Below are 20,621 nucleotides of genomic sequence, written 5' to 3'. Positions count from 1 at the left end.
AGGCACCAGCCGTCCAAGCGAGCACGCGAGAAAGGGAGCCACCATGCGCGTCGACCCGACAGACCCGGATACTTTCGAGGACGAGAGCGACGCCACCGAGTTCGATGTCGAGGCACCGGAAGCGGACGCGGCGGAGCAGTACGCCGACGTCACCCCGCACCGCGATGAGCCGCCGGTCACCGTCGACCCGGACTCCGCGAACGAGGCGGATCGCGCCGAACAGGCCCGCATCGTGGAGCTCAACGAAGACGAATACCGATGACCTGGGGCGTTATGTCGGCTTCCGGTACCGGGGTCAGGCATAAATTCTGGGCCCGGACCGCGCACAGCCGGGTTACCCAAAAGTACGATGGCGGGCGCGGTGCACCATCTTGTACGGGCCGCATACGGAACGATTTCTGGGAGGCAGCGTGAGCGCCATCGAGCAGACCGAGGCGACGCGCCCGCGGGGCACACGCCTGCCACGTCGAGCCCGGCGCAACCAGCTTCTGGGCGCCGCCCAGGAAGTCTTTGTCGCGCAGGGCTACCACGCGGCCGCGATGGACGACATCGCCGAGCGGGCGGGCGTCAGCAAGCCGGTGCTCTACCAGCACTTCCCGGGCAAGCTGGAGCTCTACCTCGCCCTGCTCGACCAGCACTGCGAGTCCCTGCTCCAGTCGGTGCGCGCGGCGCTGGCGTCGACGACCGACAACAAGCAGCGGGTCGCGGCGACGATGGACGCCTACTTCGCGTACGTGGAGGACCCGGGCGGCGCCTTCCGGCTGGTGTTCGAGTCGGACCTCACCAATGATCCGGCGGTCCGTGAGCGGGTGGACAAGGTGTCGCTGGAGTGCGCCGAGGCCATAAGCGCGGTGATCGCCGAGGACACCGGGCTGTCGCAGGACGAGTCGATGCTGCTGGCCGTGGGCCTGGGCGGGGTTTCCCAGGTGGTGGCGCGCTACTGGCTGTCCTCGGAGAGCAAGGTCCCGCGGGACACCGCGGTGCAGCTGCTGACGTCGCTCGCGTGGAAGGGCATCGCCGGCTTCCCGCTCCAGGGCAGCGAGCCGCACTGACCCTGTTCCCGCACCGGCCCCGTGCACGCACCGGCCCTGTTCGCTGCGGGCGTGGCCCATGGCGTCCTGTGCGTCCCCGTACCGGGCTAATGTGTGCTGCGTACGGCGCGGATCATCGCGCATCCTGCCCCAGCTGACGCTGGGGACCCCCAGACCGTCGGAGGGACAAAAGCCGTGGAGGTCAAGATCGGCGTGCAGCACGCGCCCCGCGAGATCATTCTGGAGAGCGGGCAGTCTGCCGAAGAGGTCGAGAGCGCCGTGTCCGACGCGCTGGGCGGCAAGTCACAGCTGCTGAGCCTGGTGGACGACCACGGTCGCAAGGTCCTGGTCCCGGCGGACCGGCTGGCCTATGTGGAGATCGGCGAGCCGACCGCCCGCAAGGTCGGTTTCGGCGCGCTCTGATCACGGGGCGCCGACCGCGGCGCCCACAGGGTGACAAAGACGGCGGCCCGGAGTTTCCTCTCCGGGCCGCCGTCTTTTTCCGTCTCGCTTCCGGGCTCGGCCGCGTGCCGTTCCGGGCCCCCGGGCGCCGTATTTGCGCAGATCAGACCGTTCGAGTCGGTTCGGCTGGGCTGATCAGGCAGCGGACCGGGGCGCGGAGGGTTGCTGCCGGTGCCCCCTGGGTACGACCGCCTACGACCGATTTGTTCGTCCGATCGGCATTGTCACGCGGGAGGGAAAACAGCATGATCTGGGAAGCGCTCGGTGCCCTGCTCATCGGCTTTGTCATCGCCCTGTCCGCGACGCGATGGCTGCCCGACCGCTTCCCCTCACGCACCCTCACGCTCGCGACGGGCCCGGTCGCGGCGCTGCTCGGCGCCGTGCTGACCCGCGCGATCCTCGGCCCGGGGTATCCCGTCCAGGTGATGTTCGCGTCGGTCGCCGTGGGGGCGGCACTGCTGTCGGTCCTGGTGCGCCCGCCGCACCGGCGCCTTCGGCGGCCGGCCCCGGCACTGAAGGGGCACCGGACGGCCTGAACCGCCCGGCGCCCTGGCAGGACGTCAGGCCGCGAGGCCCAGCGCCGCCATTCGCTTGGTGTGCGCCTCGGTGATCCGCGAGAACATCCGGCCCACCTCGGCCAGGTCGAAGCCGTCGGCGACACCGCCCACCAGCATCGTGGAGAGCGCGTCGCGGTCCGCGACCACCCGCTGCGCCTGCGAGAGCGCCTCGCCCATCAGCCGGCGCGCCCACAGGGCCAGCCGACCGCCGACCCGCGGCTCGGCCTCGATGGCCGCGCGCACCTTCTCCACGGCGAACGTGGCATGCCCGGTGTCGTCCAGCACGGCCAGCACCAGGCCACGGGTGTCGGAGTCCAGGCGGGCCGCGACCTCACGGTAGAAGTCACTGGCGATCGAGTCGCCCACATAGGCCTTGACCAGGCCCTCCAGCCAGTCCGACGGCGCGGTCTGGCGGTGGAACTCGTCCAGCGCGGCGGCGAACGGCTCCATCGCCTCGTTCGGCTCCGCCTCGATCTGTGCCAGCCGCTCCCGCAGCCGCTCGAAGTGGTGGAACTCTGCCGAGGCCATCTTGGCCAGTTCGGCCTTGTCGTCCATCGTCGGCGCGAGCTTGGCGTCCTCCGCCAGGCGCTCGAAGGCGGACAGCTCGCCGTAGGCGAGCGCGCCGAGCAGATCGATCACGGCGGCCCGGTACTGCGGGTCGGCGGATGCCTGAGCCCAGTCCTGGGCGGCGATCCCGGTGTGTTCTTGCGCGTCAGCCGCGGCGTTGTCAGGCGTTCCCATGACCGGCACAATAGCCCGCTCGGCGGTTCGGGGAAGGCCCTGGTCAGCCACTGCCGTTCCCCCGTACGAACGACGGTCGTAGCGGGCGCTCGGGCGCCGGACCGGGCCGTGATGTATTCCTCACTCATACAAGCCTTCGGATGAGCGCGCCATATCCGGGGTACAGTGGTATTTGGACCTGCCGAGTATCGGTGGGTCGTTCCACGAAGCGGATGCCCGGTCGGTGGCCCGATCGGCTCCAAACCGACCGCCCTCTTTTGCGGCGCGTAGCAGACATACGCACAGCAGGAGGGACACCGCTCGCGGCAGGAGTGCCTGAGCGTTGGCAGTGGTCCCGCCCCACCGGCCGCCTCAGGCCGGCCCGTACGAACCCGTACGAAGGTGCGGTACGACCCCCTTCGCCGCCTCACGCCGCGTCTCACAGAAGAGGCAAGATTCTGTCTACATTTCGAGACCTCGGGATTTTCCCCGAGACGGCCGAGGCGCTGGAAGCCGTCGGCATCATCTCCCCCTTTCCCATCCAGGAGCTGACGCTCCCCGTCGCCCTCTCCGGCAACGACGTCATCGGCCAGGCCAAGACCGGCACGGGTAAGACCCTGGGCTTCGGCCTGCCGCTCCTTGAGCGCGTCACGGTCCCCGCGGACGTCGAGGCGGGCCGCGCACAGCCCGAGCAGCTGACCGAGGCTCCGCAGGCCCTGGTGGTCGTGCCCACCCGCGAGCTGTGCCAGCAGGTCACCAACGACCTGCTCACCGCCGGCAAGGTGCGTAACGTCCGGGTCCTGGCCATTTACGGCGGCCGTGCCTACGAGCCGCAGGTCGAGGCGCTGAAGAAGGGCGTCGACGTGGTCGTCGGCACGCCCGGCCGGCTGCTCGACCTCGCCGGTCAGCGCAAGCTCAACCTCTCCCAGGTCAAGAGCCTGGTGCTGGACGAGGCCGACGAGATGCTCGACCTGGGCTTCCTGCCCGACGTCGAGAAGATCATCCAGCTGCTGCCGGCCAAGCGGCAGACGATGCTGTTCTCCGCGACCATGCCCGGCCAGGTCATCTCCCTGGCCCGCCGCTACATGTCGCAGCCCACGCACATCCGCGCCACCGCGCCGGACGACGAGGGCCAGACCGTCCGCAACACCACCCAGCACGTCTTCCGCGCGCACTCCATGGACAAGCCGGAGTTGGTCGCCCGCATCCTCCAGGCCGAGGGCCGGGGCCTGGCGATGGTGTTCTGCCGTACGAAGCGGACCGCCGCCGATATCGCCGACCAGCTCGCGCGCCGCGGCTTCGCCTCCGGCGCGGTGCACGGCGACCTCGGCCAGGGCGCCCGTGAGCAGGCCCTGCGCGCCTTCCGCAACGGCAAGGTCGATGTCCTGGTCTGCACCGACGTCGCCGCCCGCGGTATCGACGTCGAGGGTGTGACCCATGTCATCAACTACCAGTCGCCCGAGGACGAGAAGACCTACCTGCACCGCATCGGCCGTACGGGCCGGGCGGGCGCCAAGGGCACCGCGGTCACCCTCGTCGACTGGGACGACATCCCGCGCTGGAAGCTGATCAACAAGGCGCTGGACCTGGCGTTCGACGAGCCGGAGGAGACCTACTCCACCTCGCCGCATCTCTACGCGCAGCTGAACATCCCCGAGGGCACCAAGGGCGTGCTGCCGCGCGCCGAGCGCACCCGGGCCGGGCTGGCCGCGGAAGAGGTCGAGGACCTGGGCGAGACCGGCGGCCGGGGCCGTGGTCCCCGTAAGGGCGCCGTCGTCGAGGAGGAGCGCCCCGCACGCACCCGTACCCCGCGGCAGCGCCGCCGCACCCGTGGCGGCACTTCGCTGGACGGCCCGGCCGACGCCACGACGCAGACGACCGGGTCGCCCGCCGCCGAGGCCGAGGGCACCAAGGGCTCCGAGGGCACGGACGCCGCCGGACCGCGGCAGCCGCGCCGGCGTCGCCGTACCCGCTCGGGTCAGTCCGGTGCCGTGACGGCGCCGGTCACCGAGGCCGCGGCCACCGCCGCCGAGGTGACCAAGCCCGCCGCCGTGGTGACCGAGGCCCCCGCCGTGGCGACCAAGTCCGCCGCCAAGGTGGCCGAGGCGCCCGCCGTGGTGACCGAGGCTCCGGCCGAGGCCCCCGCGCCGCGCCGCCGCCGTGCCCGGGTCGTCCGTCCGGTGGAGACCGAGAGCTTCCAGACCGTCGAGACCGCCGCTCGGGCGCTCGCCGCGGAGCGCTCGGCGGCCACCGCGGCCGTGACGGAGCCCGTCGAGGCGCCGGCCAAGCCGCGCCGCCGTACCCGCAGCACCGCAAAGGCCGCCGTGGAGACGGCGCCGGCAGTGGTGACGGAGACCGTGGCCGCGGACGCCGTGGTGGACGCGCCGGCCAAGCCGAAGCGCACCCGGAAGACCGCTGCCGCCAAGGCCGCCGAGGCCACGGTCGACGCGGTCGAGGGCACCGTGGAGGCTCCCGCCAAGCCGAAGCGGACCCGTAAGACCGCAGCCGCCAAGGCCGCCGAGGCCGCGGTGGACACCGCCGAGGGCACCGAGGCCGCACCGGCCAAGCCCAAGCGCACCCGGAAGACCGCCGCCGCCAAGGCCACGGCGGACGCCCCGGCCGCCGAGGACGCCCCGGCCAAGCCGAAGCGGACGCGCAAGAGCGCCGCCGCCAAGCCGGCCGCGGACGCGGCGGAGGCCGCCGAGGCCAAGCCGGTGCGCCGCCGCACCCGCGCCAAGGCCACCGCGGCCGAGGCCACGCCCGAGGGCTGACCCTCCTCCACGCCGACGACCCGGACCCGCCCCGCGCGGGTGCCGGGTCGTCGGCGTCCCGGCCCCGTTTTGCCGCCCGGCCCGGATAACCTCACCTCATGAGCAGGCCGCCCACCCTCACGCTGCCCCCGTGCGCCCGTGCGTACCGACTCGACACCGAGCGCGGCTCCTTCGCCGTTCAGGACGCCCGGCCCGAGGCCGCGCCGATCGGCACCGCCCTGTTGGTGCCCGGATTCACCGGCAGCAAGGAAGACTTCCTCGCCCTGCTGGCGCCGCTCGCCGCGGCCGGGTTCCGGGCGGTCGCGGTGGACGGCCGCGGCCAGCACGAATCCCCCGGGCCGCGCGAGGAACAGGCTTACGCACAAGGGGAGTTGGCGCTCGATGTGCTGGCGCAGGCGCGGGCCGTGCGGGAGCCGGACAGCGGGCCGGTCCATCTGCTGGGGCACTCACTGGGCGGGCTGATCACCCGGGCCGCGGTGCTGCTGGACGCGTCCCCGTTCCGTTCGCTGACCGTGCTCAGCTCCGGGCCCGCGGCCATCGAGGCGTCCCAGCAGGCCCGGGTGCGGATGCTGATCGACGCGCTCGGCCGGCTGGACATGGAGAGCGTCTGGCGGGCGATGCGCGAACTGGATCCCCCGGAGGCGGCGGACGCGGCGACACCGCCGGAGATCGGCGCGTTCCTGCACCGTCGTTGGCTGAACACCGTCCCCGAGCAGCTGATCGCGACCGGGCGGCAGATGCTGGAGGAGCCCGACCGGGTGGCGGAGCTGGCCCGTACGGGGCTGGCCACCCATGTCGTCTCCGGCGCCGTCGACTATGCCTGGCCGGTGGCGTGGATGGATGCGATGGCCGAGCGGCTGTCCGCCCGGCGCACCGTCATCGAGGGCGCCGAGCACTCCCCCAACGCCGAGCGTCCGGAGAAGACGGCCGAGGCGCTGACGGGGTTCTGGAGCGGGGTGGGCTGAGGGCCGGGCCCGCCCTCGCCGCCACCGGGCCGCCCGCGCCACCGCCGGTCCGGGTGGGCCGAGCGGGCGGTGTCGCCAGGACAGCGCCCGGCGGTTCGGCGAGCATCGAGGGAGGCGGGCCGGCACCGGCGCCCGGCCCGCACCGGCTTCGTACGAAGGGCTCCCCCATGACCGAGAATCCGGCGTCACCGGACGATACCGAAGGCGGCCCGCACGGCATCGCGCTCACCCGGACCTTCGACGCCCGCCGTGAGCTGGTCTTCGAGGCGTGGACCAGGCCGGAGCACTTCGGGTACTGGTTCGGCGGGGAGCTGCCGGTGCCGGCCGACCGGATGACGATGGATCCCCGGCCCGGCGGGATCTGGAGCCTGGTGATGCAGACCCCGGACGGCGGCGAGCTGCCGTTCTCCGGTGTCTACCGTGAGGTCGCGCCGCCGGAGCGGCTGGAGTTCACCCTCAAGGACGCGACCGCGCCGGACGGCATCGAGGGCGAGATCGTCCGGGTCACCCTGACCGACCTCGGGGACCGCACGGAGATGGCCTTCCGTCAGCTCGGCGGCAATCTCACCTCCGAGCAGTACCGCCAGGCCGAGGCGGGCTGGTCGGGCTTCTTCGACCGCCTCGCGGAGCTGCTCGCGCGGGCCTGATCCCGCCCCTCTCGGGCCGGACACCGAAGGGACCCGCCCCGGAACGGCCGCTAATACTGCCCCTGCACGTGATCCCAGAAGCCGTCGCGCAGCACCCGGCGCAGATCGGCGTGGCCGCGCAGGGAGTGCCGCAGCAGTGCCTCCGAGGCGGTCAGCAGTTCCTGGTCGACGGCGCCGGGCAGATACGGGTGGCCGGGGAGCAGTCCGGCCATCCACTCGCGGCCGCGTTCCGACAGCCACTGGGCGGCGACCTGCGCGCCGACGAAGCGCACGTCCTCACGGCTGGGCGCCGGCCCCTCGCCCACCGTCTGGTCGGCGCACTCGACGCCGGCCCGCCGGGTGATGTACGGCTTGCAGAACTCCAGGTCGAAGGTGCGGGTGCTGTCGACCTCCCACAGCAGCGGCTCGGCCTGATTGCGGCCGCCGGAGGCTTCGATGCCCCACAGGTGCACCCGTGCGCCGTAGCCCTGGGCCGCCTCGACCGCGGAGACCAGGTCCTCGTCGCCGCCGATCAGCACCGCGTCGCTGATCGCCCGGTGCCGGGCCAGCGACTCCAGGTCCGAGCGGATCAGGGAGTCGACGCCCTTCTGCTGATTGTTGGCGTTGAGGTTGCCGAGCCGGACCTTCACGTCGGGCAGCTCGGCGATCCGCTGCTGCTCCTGGGTGTGGATCCGGCGGCGGGCACCGTCGTACCAGTACACGCGCAGCAGCCGGCTGTCCGGGAAGATCATCCGGGCCTTGTCGATGAAAGCCTCGATGAGCCCTTCCGCGTCCAGGTCGAAGGCCTTGCGGTCCTCCGTGCCGGCGACCAGCCGTCCCGCGGCGGCGTAGACATAGCCCGCGTCCACGAAGGCCGCGTGGGTGGACGGGGTGGTGGCGACCTCGGCGAGCACCCGGGTGAGCAGCTCGTTGGTGCGCTCGATCCCGGCGGCGAGAGCGGTGAGGTCAGTGGGGCCCGTGGGCTGGACGTCATTCATACCGGACCCATTGTCCGGGCGGTCACTCTGCGGGCACAACCGTTCTCGGCCAGGCGTACTTAGACCGTCGAAATTTTTCTTTAGCGTAGGGAATGATTGCACCGGGGAGGTTGTTCCCCCTGTATGGAGCGCCCGGCAGCGACGCCGGGCAGCGCCGACCCAAGGAGTTCTCCGCAGGAGGATCAGACGAAGGGAGAAGCCGTATGCGCTTCGAGATCATGCGCCTGGACGATGTCGACGGCACCGCCGTGGACAGCACCGTCGTGGACGCCGCCTCCGTCAACCGGATCGTGCAGCAGGCCGCCTCAACCGGCCAGCGCATCTATATCCGCCCGGCCGACACCGCCGTCCGTTAACACCCTTTCCGCCGCCCGGTAACGCGCCGGACCGGCAGCCGGCCGCCGATCGGCCGCACCCGCACGAACGCCCCCGTACGCACAGGCCGTACGGGGGCGTCGCGCGTTCCACGGCAGTGCGCCGGCGTCAGGCCGCCGCCTGGATCACCTGGAGAACGCCGTTGATGATCTGCTGCACGGCGAGCGCGGAGAGCATCATGCCCGCCAGCCGCGTGACCAGGACCACTCCCCCGTCCTTGATCACGCGGATGATCACCAGCGAGAACCGCATCACCAGATACAGCACCACATGGATCGCCGCGATCGCGGCCCAGACGGAGACCTGCGCGGCGACACCGTGGGCGTGCTGCACCGCGAGGATCACCGACACGATCGCCCCGGGCCCGGCCAGCAGCGGCATGCCGAGCGGCACCAGCGCCACATTGACGTCCTTGGTCTGGGTCGGCTCCTCCGACTTGCCGGTCAGCAGGTCCAGCGCGACCAGCAGGAGCAGCAGACCGCCCGCGATCATCAGCGCGGGCGTGGAGATGTGCAGCCGCCCCAGGATCTGCCGGCCGAAGAGGCCGAAGAGGGCGATGACGCAGAAGGCGACGGCGGCGGCCTGCCAGGCCATCCGGCGCTGCACCTTGGCCGGCCGGCCGGAGGTCAGGGCCAGGAAGATCGGGGTGATGCCCGGCGGATCCATGATCACGAACAGGGTGACGAACAGAGTACTGAAGACGGCGACGTCGAACACGGTGAAGGCCTTGCGAGAGGTGGTACGGGAGGAACCACGGACCGGCGCGGTGGGCGCGGGCCCGTAAGGAGGGGGTGGTGGGTCGGCGGGCAGGCAGGGGCGTGCGCCTCGCCCGGACGGGAAACGGCCCGGTGGGGACGGTCCGGCGGACCGGGGCACGTGGGTGCGGCAGCCGGCCGCGGCGGGGTCAGCCGCCGGTGCCGGGAACGGGGAAGGCGCCGGTCGCGCGGCGCACGATCTCGCCGTAGATCTCGGGGTCGGTGGTGTATTCGCCGAGGCGACAGGTCTTACGGCTGCCGTGGTAGTCGCTGGAGCCGGTGGTCAGCAGGCCGAGTTCGGCGGCCATCCCGCGCAGCCGCGCGCGGGTCGGGGCGTCGTGGTCCATGTGATCGACCTCGATGCCGTCGAGACCGGCCGCGGCGAGTTCGGCTATCGCGCTCTCCGGTACGCAGCTGCCGCGCTTCACGGCCAGCGGGTGCGCGAAGACGGTGACCCCGCCCGCGGCCTTGACCAGCCGGATCGCGTCGAACGGATCGAGTTCGTGCTTCTCCACGTACGCCCGGCCGTCGTTGGCGAGCCACTCGGAGGTGAAGGCGTCGGAGACGGAGGGCACCACGCCCAGGTCGACGAGGGCGGTGGCGATATGCGGCCGTCCCACGGCGCCGTCCCCGGCGATCCGGGCGACCTGCTCCCAGGTGAGGGGCACCCCGAGGTCCCGCAGCTTGGCGACCATGCCCTGGGCCCGCGGCACCCGGTCATCCCGCACCAGCTCGCGCTCGCGGGCGAGCTCGGGCTCCTCGGGGTCGAAGAGGTAGGCGAGCATATGGAGGCTCACCCCGTCGAGCCGGCAGGAGAGTTCGGCGCCGGTGATCAGCGTCAGTCCCGCGGGCAGTGCCGCCCGTGCCTCGGCGTGGCCGCCGACGGTGTCGTGGTCGGTCAGCGCGACGACGTCCAGCCCGGCGGCCGCGGCGTTGCGCACCAGCTCGGCGGGGGTGTCCGTACCGTCGGAGGCCGTGGAGTGGGTGTGCAGATCGATACGCACGACACGGACTCCAGACTGCTGCGGTACGGACGGGGGACGGGGCCCGGGGAAACACCGGGGACAGGTACACCGTAAGGGGACCTCAGAAGGATACCGGGCGGCCGGACGGCGCCCGGCCCCGGCGGACGGCGACAGCGCCCCGCCCGGGCGGTCAGCCGTCAGCCATCAGCCGTGAGCCGTGAGCCGTGAGCCGTGAGCCGTGAGCCGTCAGCCCAGAATCCGCGGCGAGAGCGCCCCGCACGGCAGCAGGTCCACCTCGGCACCCGCCTCGCGCAGGTCGGTCAGCACCAGCTCGTCGTACATCATCAGCCCCGACTGCTCGGGCCAGGCGATCGCCCACAGCCACAGCCCGCGCGCCTCGCCCGCGAACACCGCACGGTCCGGGGGCGCGTCGTCGAGGTGCCACAGCGGGGTCGGGCGGCCGGCGGCGAGCACCTTGCCGTGCGGGTGCTTGTCGACGCAGAGGTGCGGACCGGGGTCGGGGCCGTCGATACCGGCGTAGCGCGCGCCGAGTCCGACGCCCAGTTCCTCGGCGATCAGCAGAAGTTCGCCGGGACCGCCGAGCGGTCCGGGGCCCGTGCAGGCCACCGCGGTCGCCCGGCCGCCGCTGCGGTCGTCACCGGCGCAGGCCACACCGGTGAACAGCCAGCCGACCGGGAGCGGCCAGGGCATCCATACGGGCACCTGGGCGCGGCGCACGACAACGCCGAGCGCCTCGACGCTCGGCGGGACGACCGGCTGGAGCGGATGCACGGTGCCGTGCAGGGCGCACTGCCAGGTGTCGGAGAAGAGACCGGGCGCCCTTACCCGGCCTCCGCACTTCGGGCAACTGGGTTCGCCCCTCATAGGGACCCACGGTCCTCCAGCCCCGCCGCCGCGTCAAGGACGATCACCCGACCGGTGTGCCCCGAATCACTTACGCCGGCGCGCATTTGACCGCACCCCGAGGTCCGCCCGCCCCCGCCGAAGAGCTAGTTGTAGCTTGCATTCTTTAGCTCGCCTAACTTATTGTGTGTAAACGTCAACGATCTCGGCGGGTCGTCAGCGAGTCGCCGCGGACCAGGGATGGGCAACCGGCAACAGGAAGGGGAACCGCGGCATGAGCGGCACGAAGAACGGCGGCCACGGCGGCGCGGACGATCCGTTCGAGGAGGGCGGCACCTCCCTGCTCCGCCAGCCGAAGGCCGTCTGGGCCACGGCGGGCGCCTCGGTCGTGGCCTTCATGGGCATCGGCCTCGTCGACCCGATCCTCCCGTCGATCGCCCGGGGCCTGCACGCCACCAACAGCCAGGTCTCGCTCCTCTTCACCTCCTACTTCCTGATCACCGCGGTCGCGATGCTGGTCACCGGCTTCGTCTCCAGCCGCATCGGCGGCCGCACGACGCTGCTGGCCGGGCTGGCGCTGGTGGTGGTCTTCGCGGCGCTCTCCGGTATGTCGGGGTCGGTCGGCGAACTGGTCGGCTTCCGGGCCGGCTGGGGCCTGGGCAACGCCCTGTTCGTCTCGACGGCGCTGGCGGTCATCGTGGGCGCGGCGGCCGGCGGGAGCAGCGCGGCGATCCTGCTGTACGAGTCCGCGCTGGGGCTCGGGATGGCCTGCGGCCCGCTGCTGGGCGCGGTCCTCGGCGACATGAAGTGGCGCTACCCGTTCTTCGGGACCGCCGTCCTGATGGCCGTCGGCTTCGTCGCCATCACGGCCTTCCTCAAGGAGCAGCCGAAGCCCGCCGCCAAGACCTCGCTCCTGGCCCCGGTCAGGGCGCTCGGCCACGGCGGGCTGGCCACCACCGCCACCGCCGCCTTCTTCTACAACTACGCGTTCTTCACGGTGCTGGCCTTCACCCCGTTCGTGCTGAACATGTCCCCCTACGCGTCGGGCGGCGTCTTCTTCGCCTGGGGTGTGCTGCTCGCGGTCTTCTCGGTGCTCGTGGCACCCCGGCTCCAGCACCGCTTCGGCTCCCTGAAGGTGCTGTGCGCCTCGCTGCTGCTGCTCGCCGCCGACCTGGTCGTACTGGGCTACGGCGACCACACCACCGCCGTCGTCTGCACCATCCTGGCCGGCGCCTTCATCGGCCTGAACAACACCGTCTTCACCGAACTGGCGCTGGGCGTCTCGGACGCTCCGCGCCCGGTGGCGAGCGCCGGCTACAACTTCGTGCGCTGGTTCGCGGCGGCGGCCGCGCCGTTCCTCGCGCCCAAGATCGAGGAGTGGACCGATATCCATCTCCCCTTCGTGGTCGCGGCCGTAGCGGCGGTGCTCGGCGCCGGCATCGTCGCCGTCCGGCGCCGGGCGCTGACCATCGGAGCCGAGGAGCAGGCACCGCAGCACGCGACGGAGGACGGGATCACCGCCTTCGCCCGGTGAGGCACACCGGGCCGCCGCAACCCGCCCCGCAGGCAAACTGATGCCCCGTCGGCTCTCCCTCCCGGAGGGCCGACGGGGCGTACCGCTGCCGGCAGCGCGCGGATCAGTCGAGCGGCACGCCCGGGCGCAGCGGATCGCGCAGATCCGTGCCGTGCTCCAGCCAGCGCTTCTCCAGGGCCTCGGCGCCGTGCACCCGCTTCCAGGCCGCCTCATTGGGCGTCATCGGCAGCAGCGGCAGAAAGCGGACCGGCTCCCTCGGCTCGTCCAGTTCGAGGTCCTCGACGAGACCACCGGGCGCCGCGACCAGCACCGAGGTGAACGACGCGCCCGGCCACAGCGGATCCCCCACGTCCAGCGAGGCGCCGGGCGCCACGACCACCCCCTCGACCTGCGGGGACGCGGCGAGCACGGCGAGCGGCCGGAGCACCTTGTCGGTGTCGGCGAGGCCGCCCCGTACGGACAGCAGGAGTTCGGCCCGCGGACCGCGGAGCGGATCGGCCACTACGGTCGTGGGGTCGGCCATGGGCTGCGCGGACATCCCGAGCGTGGCGTAACGGACCACCCCGCTGTCCACGAAGCGGAGGACCTCGATACGGTCGGTCCCGAGGAAGGTGACGGCGGCGCGCGCGTCCGGCTCGCCCAGGGCGGTCCGCAACCGGGCTTCGACCAGCTCAAGAACGTCAGACATGGCGCGAGCATACGGCCGGCCACCCGTTCGGCCGTCACCCCTCCATGTGCTGCTGTGCGGCGCGCTCGTTCTTCGTATGGAACGGGCAAAGCGGCACCGTAACGCTTCAGGCGGCTGATAGCCTTGCCGTCTGGTCAGGGAATGACGTCGTCCCCCAACGGGGACCGGCCGGAGGAGGTGGGGCTGCGGTGGATCCGAGTCGACCGTGCAGTACCGATAGTTCTCCCGTCATCCCCCTCGCGCAGCGAATCTCCTGATCCGAGAGCTTCCGTACCCCGCCGCTCAGCGGTGAAACCAGGGAAGCACCTTTGCGCCGGAAGTAGATGCCGGAAGAGCGCCTTCGACTCTTTGTTCCGTGTTTTCTGCGAACTGCCGTCAGTGCCCCCGCACGGAGCGCCGCCCGCTTTGCGGACGTACGGCCGATGACGCCTCGTACGTCCACGTTCCGGGCAGCGTTGCCCCCCGCGCCCGCGCTGACGGCCGGCCCGTGAAGGAGCCTGCCATGTCGATGATCCGCGACCTGCGCGCCGCCGTCCGTCCCTCCCGGCGTCGCGACGACCGTCCGTACCCCTACGAGTCCGCCCCGGCCTGTGTGAACAGCGCCATCGTCGACTGCGGTGTCTACCGCGAGGGCCGCCGGGTGAGCGAGCACGTCACCCCGGCCGAGGCGATGGCCGGGGTGCGCAGTGAGGGCGGCTTCGCCTGGATCGGCCTGCATGAGCCGACCGAGGCCGAATTCGCCGGTATCGCCCAGGAGTTCGGGCTGCACCCGCTCGCCGTCGAGGACGCCGTGCACGCCCACCAGCGGCCCAAGCTGGAGCGTTACGACGAGACCCTGTTCACCGTCTTCAAGACGGTCCACTACGTCGAGCACACCGAGCTGACCGCGACCAGCGAGGTCGTGGAGACCGGCGAGGTGATGTGCTTCACCGGCCGGGACTTCATCGTGACCGTGCGGCACGGCGGCCAGGGCTCACTGCGCGCGCTGCGGCACCGGCTCCAGGACGACCCGGAGCTGCTGGCCAAGGGGCCGTCCGCGGTGCTGCACGCCATCGCCGACCAGGTCGTCGACGGCTATATGGCGGTGGCCGGCGCGGTGCAGGACGACATCGACGAGGTGGAGATCGATGTCTTCAGCTCCGGCACCAACGGCAAGGGCTCCCCGAAGGGCGGCGACGCCGGGCGGATCTACCAACTCAAGCGTGAGGTACTGGAGTTCAAGCGGGCGGTGTCGCCGCTGCTGCGGCCGATGCAGTTGCTGAGCGAGCGTCCGATGCGGCTGGTGGACTCCGACATCCAGAAGTACTTCCGGGATGTCGCCGACCACTTGGCGCGGGTCAACGAGCAGGTGCTGTCTTTCGACGATCTGCTCAACTCCATCCTTCAGGCCAACCTCGCGCAGGCCGCCGTCGCGCAGAACGAGGACATGCGCAAGATCACGGCATGGGCGGCGATCTTCGCCGTACCGACGATGATCGCCGGGATCTACGGCATGAACTTCGACTACATGCCGGAGACGCACTGGGAGTACGGCTACCCCGCGGTGCTGCTGGTGACGGCCGCGATCTGTGTCGGCATCCACCGCGGGTTCAAGCGCAACGGGTGGCTGTGAGCCCGGCGCCGGGCCCCCGCCCGGCGTCGCCCGCCGGTGCCGCCCGCCCGTCCGCGCATCTCAGCGCCTGGGCGGCCCCGGTCGCCCGAGGCAGGGGCGATTAGGCTGAGCCGTATGACGGAGACCGTGTCGCAGGCCCTGCACGATCGGGCGCTCATCGAAGAGGCCACGAAGAAGTCCGGCCTCATCTGGGTACGGGGGGCGGCCGGCCCGTCCCGTGCGCTGTGGCATCTGTGGCTCGACGGAGCCGCCTGCCTCATCGGGGACGGCCCCGGCGAGCAGCCGCTGGCCGACCTCGGGCTGGCCGACGGCGGGACGGCGACGGTCACCGTCCGCAGCAAGGACAAGGGCGGCCGGCTGGTCGCCTGGCAGGCCCGGGTCGTCGAGCTGGCGCCGGAGAGCGAGGCCTGGCGGGCCGCGGTCGACGAGCTCAAGGGCAAGCGGCTGAACGCGCCGGACGCTGACACCCTCACGGAGCGCTGGGCGCGCGAGTGCCGGGTGCTGCGGCTGGAGCCGACCGGGGAGACCACCCAGCGCCCCGGACAGATGCCGGCGGAGTCGCACGCCGTGCCGCCACTGGCGAGCCCCGCGATCACCCGCCGCCCCGTCCCGGCCGCGCTGCCGAAGCTGCTGCGGCGGGGGCGCAAGGGCTGAACCCCGGGCGGCCGTCAGGGGCCCGTGCCGCCCGCCGGCCGGGCGTGATCCGGTGCGGGCGGGGTGAGGCAGGCAGGACTTGCGGAGAGGCTCTAGCGGTCCCCGCCGGAGATCCGGGTGCCGTAGTCCACGACCTGGTCCTTGTCCGGGGCCTTGAGGTCCACGCTCTTGCCCCAGTCAGCCATCCGCACCACGCCCGCGCCGCCGGCCCGGTGCAGCCGCAGCGGGTAGGGCGTGCCCTCCAGCGAGACATCGAGGGTGCCGCCGGAGCCCGCGCCGCCGGTGAGCCGGAGGGTGCGGACCCCGTCGAGCTCACCGCGGTCGCCGGCGGTCAGCTTGCCGTGCAGGCCGAGCAGACCGGCGAGCAGGGTGTCCTTGTCGGTGAAGCCGCTGAAGCGCTTGTAGACCGGGTCCTTGGCGGGCACCTTGACGTATTTGCCGCCGAGCTTCTGCGCCGCCGCCTGGTCGGGCGTGCCCGACCTGCCGCTCTTCTCACCGGCCCAGAAGGCCGCGTCGGCCTTCAGATAGAGGGACTCACCGACCCGCAGCAGCTGGAAGGCGGCCGCCTTGGTGGTCAGCTCGCCCTTGGCGCCGTCCTTCGCCAGGCTCATGTCGAGCTTGTAGGTGCGGCCCTGGCTGACGACATTGCCGGAGAGGTGCACCGTCTCGGCGCGCTGGGCCGCGGCCCGCGCCTTGGCCTCGACCTTCGCGGCGGGCAGCTTTCCCATGCCGTTGGTGCCGGCGTCCGGATCGGCCTCCCCGCCGCAGCCGGTCAGCGCCACGGCCAGTGCCGCGCAGGCCGCCCCCACGAGCGCAGCCCGTCCCGTACGACGGGTTCCGGGCAGGTGTCGGGGGCCGGACCCCGGGGGGATTGCGCTCACGTCGGCTCGGCCTCCTGATGCGGGTGATCTCGGCAGCAGTACGGCAGCGTACCTGGGCCGCGCCGGGTCGTCGGCGGGGTGCGTGGCGGTCACCCTACGGCCTCTTTCCCCGGGGCGGCGCGGAGCCGGGCGCGTTAGCCTGAACCCGGATTGATGCCTTATTTCGGGCTGAACGGGAGAAGGGCGGCGCTCTGCATGGCAGTCGTGACGCCTCGGGTCTTCGTCTCCCACCTCGCCGGCAGCGCCGTCTTCGACCCCAACGGCGACCAGGTCGGCCGGCTGCGGGACCTCGTCGCGCTGCTCCGGGTCGGCGACCGTCCGCCGCGGCTGCTCGGCGTGGTCGTCGAGGTGATCAGCCGGCGCCGGATCTTCGTCCCCATGACGCGGGTGACCGGGGTGGACTCCGGCCAGATCGTCATCACCGGCGTGGTCAACATGCGGCGCTTCGAACAGCGGGCGACCGAGACGCTGGTGCTCGGCGAGCTGCTCGACCGGCGGGTGCGGCTGGTGGAGACCGGTGAGGAGGTCACCGTCCTCGACGTCGGCATCACCCAGCTGCCGGCCCGCCGCGACTGGGAGATCGAGAAGGTCTTCGTCCGTAAGGGGAAGGGCGGGGCGCTGCGCCGCAAGGGCGAGGCGCTGACCGTGGAGTGGTCGGCGGTGACCGGCTTCTCGCTGGAGGAGCACGGACAGGGCGCGGAGAGCCTGCTCGCCACCTTCGAGCAGCTGCGGCCCGCCGACCTGGCCGGGGTGCTGCACCATCTCTCCGCCAAGCGGCGTGCCGAGGTCGCCGCGGCACTCGACGACGACCGGCTCGCCGACGTCCTGGAGGAGCTGCCGGAGGACGACCAGGTGGAGATCCTCGGCAAGCTCAAGGACGAGCGGGCCGCCGACGTCCTGGAGGCGATGGACCCGGACGACGCCGCCGATCTGCTCTCCGAGCTGCCGGAGGAGGAGAAGGAACGGCTGCTGGCGCTGATGCGGCCGGAGGAGGCCGCGGATGTCCGGCGGCTGATGTCGTACGAGGAACGGACCGCGGGCGGGCTGATGACCACCGAGCCGATCGTGCTGCGGCCGGACGCCACCGTCGCGGACGCGCTGGCCCGGGTCCGCGACCCGGACCTGTCCCCCGCCCTGGCCGCCCAGGTCTATGTCTGCCGGCCCCCGGACGAGACCCCCACCGGCAAGTACCTGGGCCTGGTGCACTTCCAACGGCTGCTGCGCGACCCGCCGTTCACCCTGGTCAGCTCGATCGCCGACACCGATCTGCCGGCCCTGCCGCCGGACACCCCGCTGCCGGAGGTGACCAGCTATCTGGCCGCGTACAACATGGTCGCCGCGCCGGTCGTGGACGAGAGCGGGGCCCTGCTGGGCGCGGTCACCGTCGATGACGTGCTGGACCATCTGCTGCCGGACGACTGGCGGGAAGACGGTCTGCACGGCTCGGCGACGGCCGGACTGACCGGCAACGGCCGCCTCGGGAAGGCCGCGCATGGGCGCTGAGGAGCGGGACGGCGGCAGGGAACGGTCGCGGGCGAACGGCGCCTCCGCGCTGCGCCGGGGCGCCGTGGACCGGCCGCGCGTGCGCCTCGACCAGCCGCGCGCCCCGCGCCGTACGTTCCTGCCCGAGTACGACCCGGAGGCCTTCGGGCGGCTCTCGGAGAAGATCGCCCGCTTCCTGGGGACCGGCCGCTTCATCGTCTGGATGACCTTCACCATCATCGTGTGGGTCATCTGGAACACCACCGCGCCCAGCTGGCTGCGGTTCGACCAGTACCCCTTCATCTTTCTGACGCTGGCGCTGTCGCTCCAGGCGTCGTACGCCGCGCCGCTGATCCTGCTGGCGCAGAACCGGCAGGACGACCGCGACCGGGTCACCCACGAGCAGGACCGCAAGCAGAACGAGCGCTCCATCGCCGACACCGAGTATCTGACCCGGGAGATCGCGGCGCTGCGGCTCGGGCTGGGCGAGGTCGCCACCCGCGACTGGATCCGCTCCGAGCTCCAGGACACGCTCAGGGACTTGGAGCTGCGGGAGCCGGCTGACGCGGAGAGTGACGAACGCGACCGCTGACAGCCTTTCCGGAGGCCGCCTCATGAGCCGTACCATCGGGTCATGGCTACCGACACGCCCCATGGCGCCACCCCGAGCGAGGACGCGGTCCGCGAAGCGCTCGCGACGGTGAACGACCCCGAGATCCACCGCCCCATCACCGAACTGGGGATGGTCAAATCGGTGGACATCGCGGCGGACGGCGCGGTGGCGGTCGTGGTCTATCTGACCGTCTCCGGCTGCCCGATGCGCGAGACGATCACCAGCAATGTGCGCGAGGCCGTCGAGCGGGTCGAGGGCGTCACCTCCGTCGCCGTCGAGCTGGACGTGATGAGCGACGAGCAGCGCAAGGAACTGGCGGCCTCGCTGCGCGGCGGCACCGCCGAGCGTGAGGTGCCGTTCGCCCAGCCCGGTTCGCTGACCCGGGTCTACGCGGTCGCCTCCGGCAAGGGCGGCGTCGGCAAGTCGTCGGTGACGGTCAACCTCGCCGCGGCGATGGCGGCCGACGGCCTGAAGGTCGGTGTCGTGGACGCCGACATCTACGGCCACTCGGTGCCCCGGATGCTCGGTGCCGACGGCAAGCCCACCCAGGTCGAGAACATGATCATGCCGCCGTCGGCGAACGGCGTGAAGGTCATCTCGATCGGCATGTTCACCCCGGGCAACGCCCCCGTCGTGTGGCGCGGCCCGATGCTGCACCGCGCCCTCCAGCAGTTCCTCGCCGACGTCTACTGGGGCGACCTGGACGTGCTGCTGCTGGACCTGCCCCCGGGCACCGGCGACATCGCCATCTCGGTGGCCCAGCTCGTCCCGAACGCCGAGATCCTCGTCGTCACCACCCCGCAGCAGGCCGCCGCCGAGGTCGCCGAGCGGGCCGGTTCGATCGCCGTGCAGACCCACCAGAAGATCGTCGGCGTGGTCGAGAACATGTCCGGGCTGCCCTGCCCGCACTGCGACGAGATGGTCGATGTCTTCGGCACCGGCGGCGGCGAGCGGGTCGCCGAGGGCCTGACGAAGACGACCGGCACGCAGGTGCCGGTGCTCGGTGCCATCCCGATCGATGTCCGGCTGCGCGAGGGCGGCGACGAGGGCAAGCCGGTCGTGCTGACCGACCCCGACTCCCCCGCCGGCTCGGCGATCCGCACCATCGCGGGCAAGCTGGGCGGCCGCCAGCGGGGCCTGTCCGGTATGTCGCTGGGGATCACCCCGCGCAACAAGTTCTGAGACGGCGGGAGGCGCGGCGGCCGCACGGGACGCCGCGCCTCCCGGCTGATGTGGAAAGGGGCGGGCCCTTACGGGTCCGCCCCTTTTGCTGTGGCGCCCGGCCGTCCGGGCCCCCGGTGCCGTCCGGCGTGCGTCCCGGCTCAGCCCTCGTACGCGGCCAGGTCCTTGATCACCGAGAAGCCCAGGCCGTACGCACTCATCCCGCGCCCGTAGGCGCCGATGTGGACCGCCTCGGGGCCCTCACTCGCCGAACCGGCCAGCACCCAGCCGTACTCGGACTCGCGGTAGGCGAACGAGGTGGGCACCCCGTCCACCGGCAGCATCAGCTCGCTCCAGCTGCCGCCACCGAGATCGTCGGCCAGCTCCCAGGCGAGCATCGTCTGCTGGTCCAGCCAGTCCTGGCGCAGTGTCCGGTCCATCTGGGTCGGCCAGGTCTGCGCGAGCAGCCCCGACCCGGCGAGCCAGGCGGCCGTCGAGACCGAGGTCGCCTCCAGGACGCCGGTGCCGTCACCGCTGCGCCGCACGGGGCGGCTGGCGACCGTCACCACGACCGCGAACCGCTCGTCCTGCGGCGGTTCCACCTTGATGGTGGGCTCCTCACCGTGCCCGGTGGCGCCGTGCTCGACGGTGCCGTCCGCGGCCGCGCCGACCTGCATCAGCCAGCGCGGACCGGTGAATGCCTCGTCGAGGCCGTACCACGGGAACGCGGCCAGCAGATAACCGTCGACCTTCCGGCCGACGCCGGCGGCCGCCTCTTGTGTCGCTGACGGACTGGTCGTCTCCATCTGCGCGGAGCCTCCTTGTTGCCCTGCGTCGTGGGCGGCCCGCCCCCCTCAGGCGACCGAACCCCGGACACCCGGAGCATAGCCATAGGCTTCCACACAGA

Annotated in this window: 22 protein-coding genes; 14 read left to right on the top strand and 8 right to left on the bottom strand. The window is 72.1% G+C overall.

Annotated elements, in window-relative coordinates:
- Positions 1 to 43 precede the first annotated feature (43 nt).
- From TU31_RS02835 to TU31_RS02820, 4 genes are all read left to right on the top strand, one after another.
- Positions 44 to 262 (top strand): Rv3202a family protein, encoded by a 219-nt coding sequence (locus TU31_RS02835; RefSeq protein WP_042148325.1) that lies wholly within the window; start codon positions 44 to 46, stop codon positions 260 to 262.
- Between the two features lie 148 nt (positions 263 to 410).
- Positions 411 to 1,052, top strand: coding sequence for a TetR/AcrR family transcriptional regulator (locus TU31_RS02830; protein ID WP_042148322.1), 642 nt, complete (start codon positions 411 to 413; stop codon positions 1,050 to 1,052).
- A gap of 174 nt (positions 1,053 to 1,226) precedes the next feature.
- On the top strand, positions 1,227 to 1,454 hold the full coding sequence (locus tag TU31_RS02825; protein ID WP_018089430.1) for a DUF3107 domain-containing protein: 228 nt from the start codon (positions 1,227 to 1,229) through the stop codon (positions 1,452 to 1,454).
- Positions 1,455 to 1,738: 284 nt separating this feature from the next.
- Positions 1,739 to 2,029, top strand: a complete 291-nt coding sequence (locus TU31_RS02820; RefSeq protein WP_042148318.1) for a hypothetical protein — start codon at positions 1,739 to 1,741, stop codon at positions 2,027 to 2,029.
- A 24-nt stretch (positions 2,030 to 2,053) separates the two neighbouring features.
- Here the strand turns inward: TU31_RS02820 and TU31_RS02815 are convergent, their stop codons facing one another.
- Complete coding sequence (locus TU31_RS02815) at positions 2,054 to 2,791, bottom strand: ferritin-like fold-containing protein (RefSeq protein WP_042148315.1); 738 nt, start codon at positions 2,789 to 2,791, stop codon at positions 2,054 to 2,056.
- A gap of 311 nt (positions 2,792 to 3,102) precedes the next feature.
- On the opposite strand from TU31_RS02815, the gene TU31_RS02810 reads away from it, so the two are divergent.
- The 3 genes from TU31_RS02810 (at position 3,103) to TU31_RS02800 (ending at position 7,153) form a co-directional block, all read left to right on the top strand.
- Positions 3,103 to 5,541, top strand: a complete 2,439-nt coding sequence (locus tag TU31_RS02810) for a DEAD/DEAH box helicase (protein WP_042148312.1) — start codon at positions 3,103 to 3,105, stop codon at positions 5,539 to 5,541.
- Positions 5,542 to 5,639: 98 nt separating this feature from the next.
- A complete protein-coding gene (locus TU31_RS02805; protein WP_042148308.1) occupies positions 5,640 to 6,506 on the top strand; it encodes an alpha/beta fold hydrolase in 867 nt (288 codons plus the stop codon).
- A 167-nt stretch (positions 6,507 to 6,673) separates the two neighbouring features.
- Positions 6,674 to 7,153 (top strand): SRPBCC family protein, encoded by a 480-nt coding sequence (locus TU31_RS02800; protein WP_042148306.1) that lies wholly within the window; start codon positions 6,674 to 6,676, stop codon positions 7,151 to 7,153.
- 50 nt (positions 7,154 to 7,203) lie between these two features.
- On the opposite strand, the gene TU31_RS02795 is transcribed toward TU31_RS02800, so the two are convergent.
- Positions 7,204 to 8,130 (bottom strand): NYN domain-containing protein, encoded by a 927-nt coding sequence (locus TU31_RS02795; protein ID WP_042148301.1) that lies wholly within the window; start codon positions 8,128 to 8,130, stop codon positions 7,204 to 7,206.
- A 203-nt stretch (positions 8,131 to 8,333) separates the two neighbouring features.
- On the opposite strand from TU31_RS02795, the gene TU31_RS39025 reads away from it, so the two are divergent.
- On the top strand, positions 8,334 to 8,486 hold the full coding sequence (locus tag TU31_RS39025; RefSeq protein WP_085925097.1) for a DUF8834 family protein: 153 nt from the start codon (positions 8,334 to 8,336) through the stop codon (positions 8,484 to 8,486).
- A 127-nt stretch (positions 8,487 to 8,613) separates the two neighbouring features.
- Here the strand turns inward: TU31_RS39025 and TU31_RS02790 are convergent, their stop codons facing one another.
- From TU31_RS02790 to TU31_RS02780, 3 genes are all read right to left on the bottom strand, one after another.
- Positions 8,614 to 9,222 carry a MarC family protein gene (locus TU31_RS02790; RefSeq protein ID WP_042148298.1) on the bottom strand — a complete coding sequence of 203 codons (609 nt, stop codon included), beginning with the start codon at positions 9,220 to 9,222 and terminating at the stop codon, positions 8,614 to 8,616.
- A 187-nt stretch (positions 9,223 to 9,409) separates the two neighbouring features.
- Complete coding sequence (locus TU31_RS02785; RefSeq protein WP_042148295.1) at positions 9,410 to 10,264, bottom strand: PHP domain-containing protein; 855 nt, start codon at positions 10,262 to 10,264, stop codon at positions 9,410 to 9,412.
- Between the two features lie 207 nt (positions 10,265 to 10,471).
- Entirely contained in the window at positions 10,472 to 11,110 is a 639-nt protein-coding gene (locus tag TU31_RS02780) for a DUF6758 family protein (protein ID WP_042148292.1), read from the bottom strand.
- 253 nt (positions 11,111 to 11,363) lie between these two features.
- Between TU31_RS02780 and TU31_RS02775 the strand changes: the two genes are divergently transcribed.
- Positions 11,364 to 12,623, top strand: coding sequence for an MFS transporter (locus tag TU31_RS02775; RefSeq protein WP_042148289.1), 1,260 nt, complete (start codon positions 11,364 to 11,366; stop codon positions 12,621 to 12,623).
- Between the two features lie 103 nt (positions 12,624 to 12,726).
- On the opposite strand, the gene TU31_RS02770 is transcribed toward TU31_RS02775, so the two are convergent.
- Positions 12,727 to 13,311 (bottom strand): suppressor of fused domain protein, encoded by a 585-nt coding sequence (locus TU31_RS02770; RefSeq protein WP_042148288.1) that lies wholly within the window; start codon positions 13,309 to 13,311, stop codon positions 12,727 to 12,729.
- Between the two features lie 502 nt (positions 13,312 to 13,813).
- Here TU31_RS02770 and TU31_RS02765 point away from each other — a divergent pair.
- Positions 13,814 to 14,923: a magnesium and cobalt transport protein CorA gene (locus TU31_RS02765; protein WP_042148284.1), complete on the top strand. Its 1,110-nt coding sequence runs from the start codon at positions 13,814 to 13,816 to the stop codon at positions 14,921 to 14,923.
- Positions 14,924 to 15,037: 114 nt separating this feature from the next.
- Entirely contained in the window at positions 15,038 to 15,577 is a 540-nt protein-coding gene (locus TU31_RS02760) for a ferredoxin reductase domain-containing protein (protein ID WP_042148282.1), read from the top strand.
- Positions 15,578 to 15,669: 92 nt separating this feature from the next.
- Here TU31_RS02760 and TU31_RS02755 read toward each other — a convergent pair whose 3' ends face one another.
- Positions 15,670 to 16,458 (bottom strand): hypothetical protein, encoded by a 789-nt coding sequence (locus TU31_RS02755; protein WP_078885519.1) that lies wholly within the window; start codon positions 16,456 to 16,458, stop codon positions 15,670 to 15,672.
- Positions 16,459 to 16,653: 195 nt separating this feature from the next.
- On the opposite strand from TU31_RS02755, the gene TU31_RS02750 reads away from it, so the two are divergent.
- Genes TU31_RS02750 through TU31_RS02740 form a run of 3 tightly spaced genes read left to right on the top strand, consistent with a single transcriptional unit; the run spans position 16,654 to position 19,735 of the window.
- Entirely contained in the window at positions 16,654 to 17,961 is a 1,308-nt protein-coding gene (locus TU31_RS02750) for a magnesium transporter MgtE N-terminal domain-containing protein (RefSeq protein ID WP_042148279.1), read from the top strand.
- A complete protein-coding gene (locus TU31_RS02745; RefSeq protein WP_042148274.1) occupies positions 17,951 to 18,532 on the top strand; it encodes a DUF1003 domain-containing protein in 582 nt (193 codons plus the stop codon). Before TU31_RS02750 ends, TU31_RS02745 begins: the two co-directional genes overlap by 11 nt.
- Before the next feature lie 42 nt (positions 18,533 to 18,574).
- A complete protein-coding gene (locus tag TU31_RS02740) occupies positions 18,575 to 19,735 on the top strand; it encodes an Mrp/NBP35 family ATP-binding protein (RefSeq protein ID WP_042148270.1) in 1,161 nt (386 codons plus the stop codon).
- Positions 19,736 to 19,875: 140 nt separating this feature from the next.
- Here TU31_RS02740 and TU31_RS02735 read toward each other — a convergent pair whose 3' ends face one another.
- Entirely contained in the window at positions 19,876 to 20,520 is a 645-nt protein-coding gene (locus tag TU31_RS02735) for a hypothetical protein (RefSeq protein WP_042148267.1), read from the bottom strand.
- Between the last annotated feature and the right edge of the window lie 101 nt (positions 20,521 to 20,621).

The sequence above is a fragment of the Streptomyces lydicamycinicus genome (assembly GCF_000829715.2).
Classification (GTDB): Bacteria; Actinomycetota; Actinomycetes; order Streptomycetales; family Streptomycetaceae; genus Streptomyces; species Streptomyces lydicamycinicus.
The sequence above is the reverse complement of the archived record's forward strand: the minus strand, read 5'-3'. Positions and strand labels throughout refer to the sequence as shown.

Coding starts and splice junctions, on each gene's coding strand:
- TU31_RS02835 (WP_042148325.1), top strand. CDS start 44: ATGCGCGTCGACCCGACAGACCCGGATACTTTCGAGGACGAGAGCGAC.
- TU31_RS02820 (WP_042148318.1), top strand. CDS start 1,739: ATGATCTGGGAAGCGCTCGGTGCCCTGCTCATCGGCTTTGTCATCGCC.
- TU31_RS02815 (WP_042148315.1), bottom strand. CDS start 2,791: ATGGGAACGCCTGACAACGCCGCGGCTGACGCGCAAGAACACACCGGG.
- TU31_RS02805 (WP_042148308.1), top strand. CDS start 5,640: ATGAGCAGGCCGCCCACCCTCACGCTGCCCCCGTGCGCCCGTGCGTAC.
- TU31_RS02800 (WP_042148306.1), top strand. CDS start 6,674: ATGACCGAGAATCCGGCGTCACCGGACGATACCGAAGGCGGCCCGCAC.
- TU31_RS02795 (WP_042148301.1), bottom strand. CDS start 8,130: ATGAATGACGTCCAGCCCACGGGCCCCACTGACCTCACCGCTCTCGCC.
- TU31_RS39025 (WP_085925097.1), top strand. CDS start 8,334: ATGCGCTTCGAGATCATGCGCCTGGACGATGTCGACGGCACCGCCGTG.
- TU31_RS02780 (WP_042148292.1), bottom strand. CDS start 11,110: ATGAGGGGCGAACCCAGTTGCCCGAAGTGCGGAGGCCGGGTAAGGGCG.
- TU31_RS02775 (WP_042148289.1), top strand. CDS start 11,364: ATGAGCGGCACGAAGAACGGCGGCCACGGCGGCGCGGACGATCCGTTC.
- TU31_RS02770 (WP_042148288.1), bottom strand. CDS start 13,311: ATGTCTGACGTTCTTGAGCTGGTCGAAGCCCGGTTGCGGACCGCCCTG.
- TU31_RS02765 (WP_042148284.1), top strand. CDS start 13,814: ATGTCGATGATCCGCGACCTGCGCGCCGCCGTCCGTCCCTCCCGGCGT.
- TU31_RS02760 (WP_042148282.1), top strand. CDS start 15,038: ATGACGGAGACCGTGTCGCAGGCCCTGCACGATCGGGCGCTCATCGAA.
- TU31_RS02750 (WP_042148279.1), top strand. CDS start 16,654: ATGGCAGTCGTGACGCCTCGGGTCTTCGTCTCCCACCTCGCCGGCAGC.
- TU31_RS02745 (WP_042148274.1), top strand. CDS start 17,951: ATGGGCGCTGAGGAGCGGGACGGCGGCAGGGAACGGTCGCGGGCGAAC.
- TU31_RS02740 (WP_042148270.1), top strand. CDS start 18,575: ATGGCTACCGACACGCCCCATGGCGCCACCCCGAGCGAGGACGCGGTC.
- TU31_RS02735 (WP_042148267.1), bottom strand. CDS start 20,520: ATGGAGACGACCAGTCCGTCAGCGACACAAGAGGCGGCCGCCGGCGTC.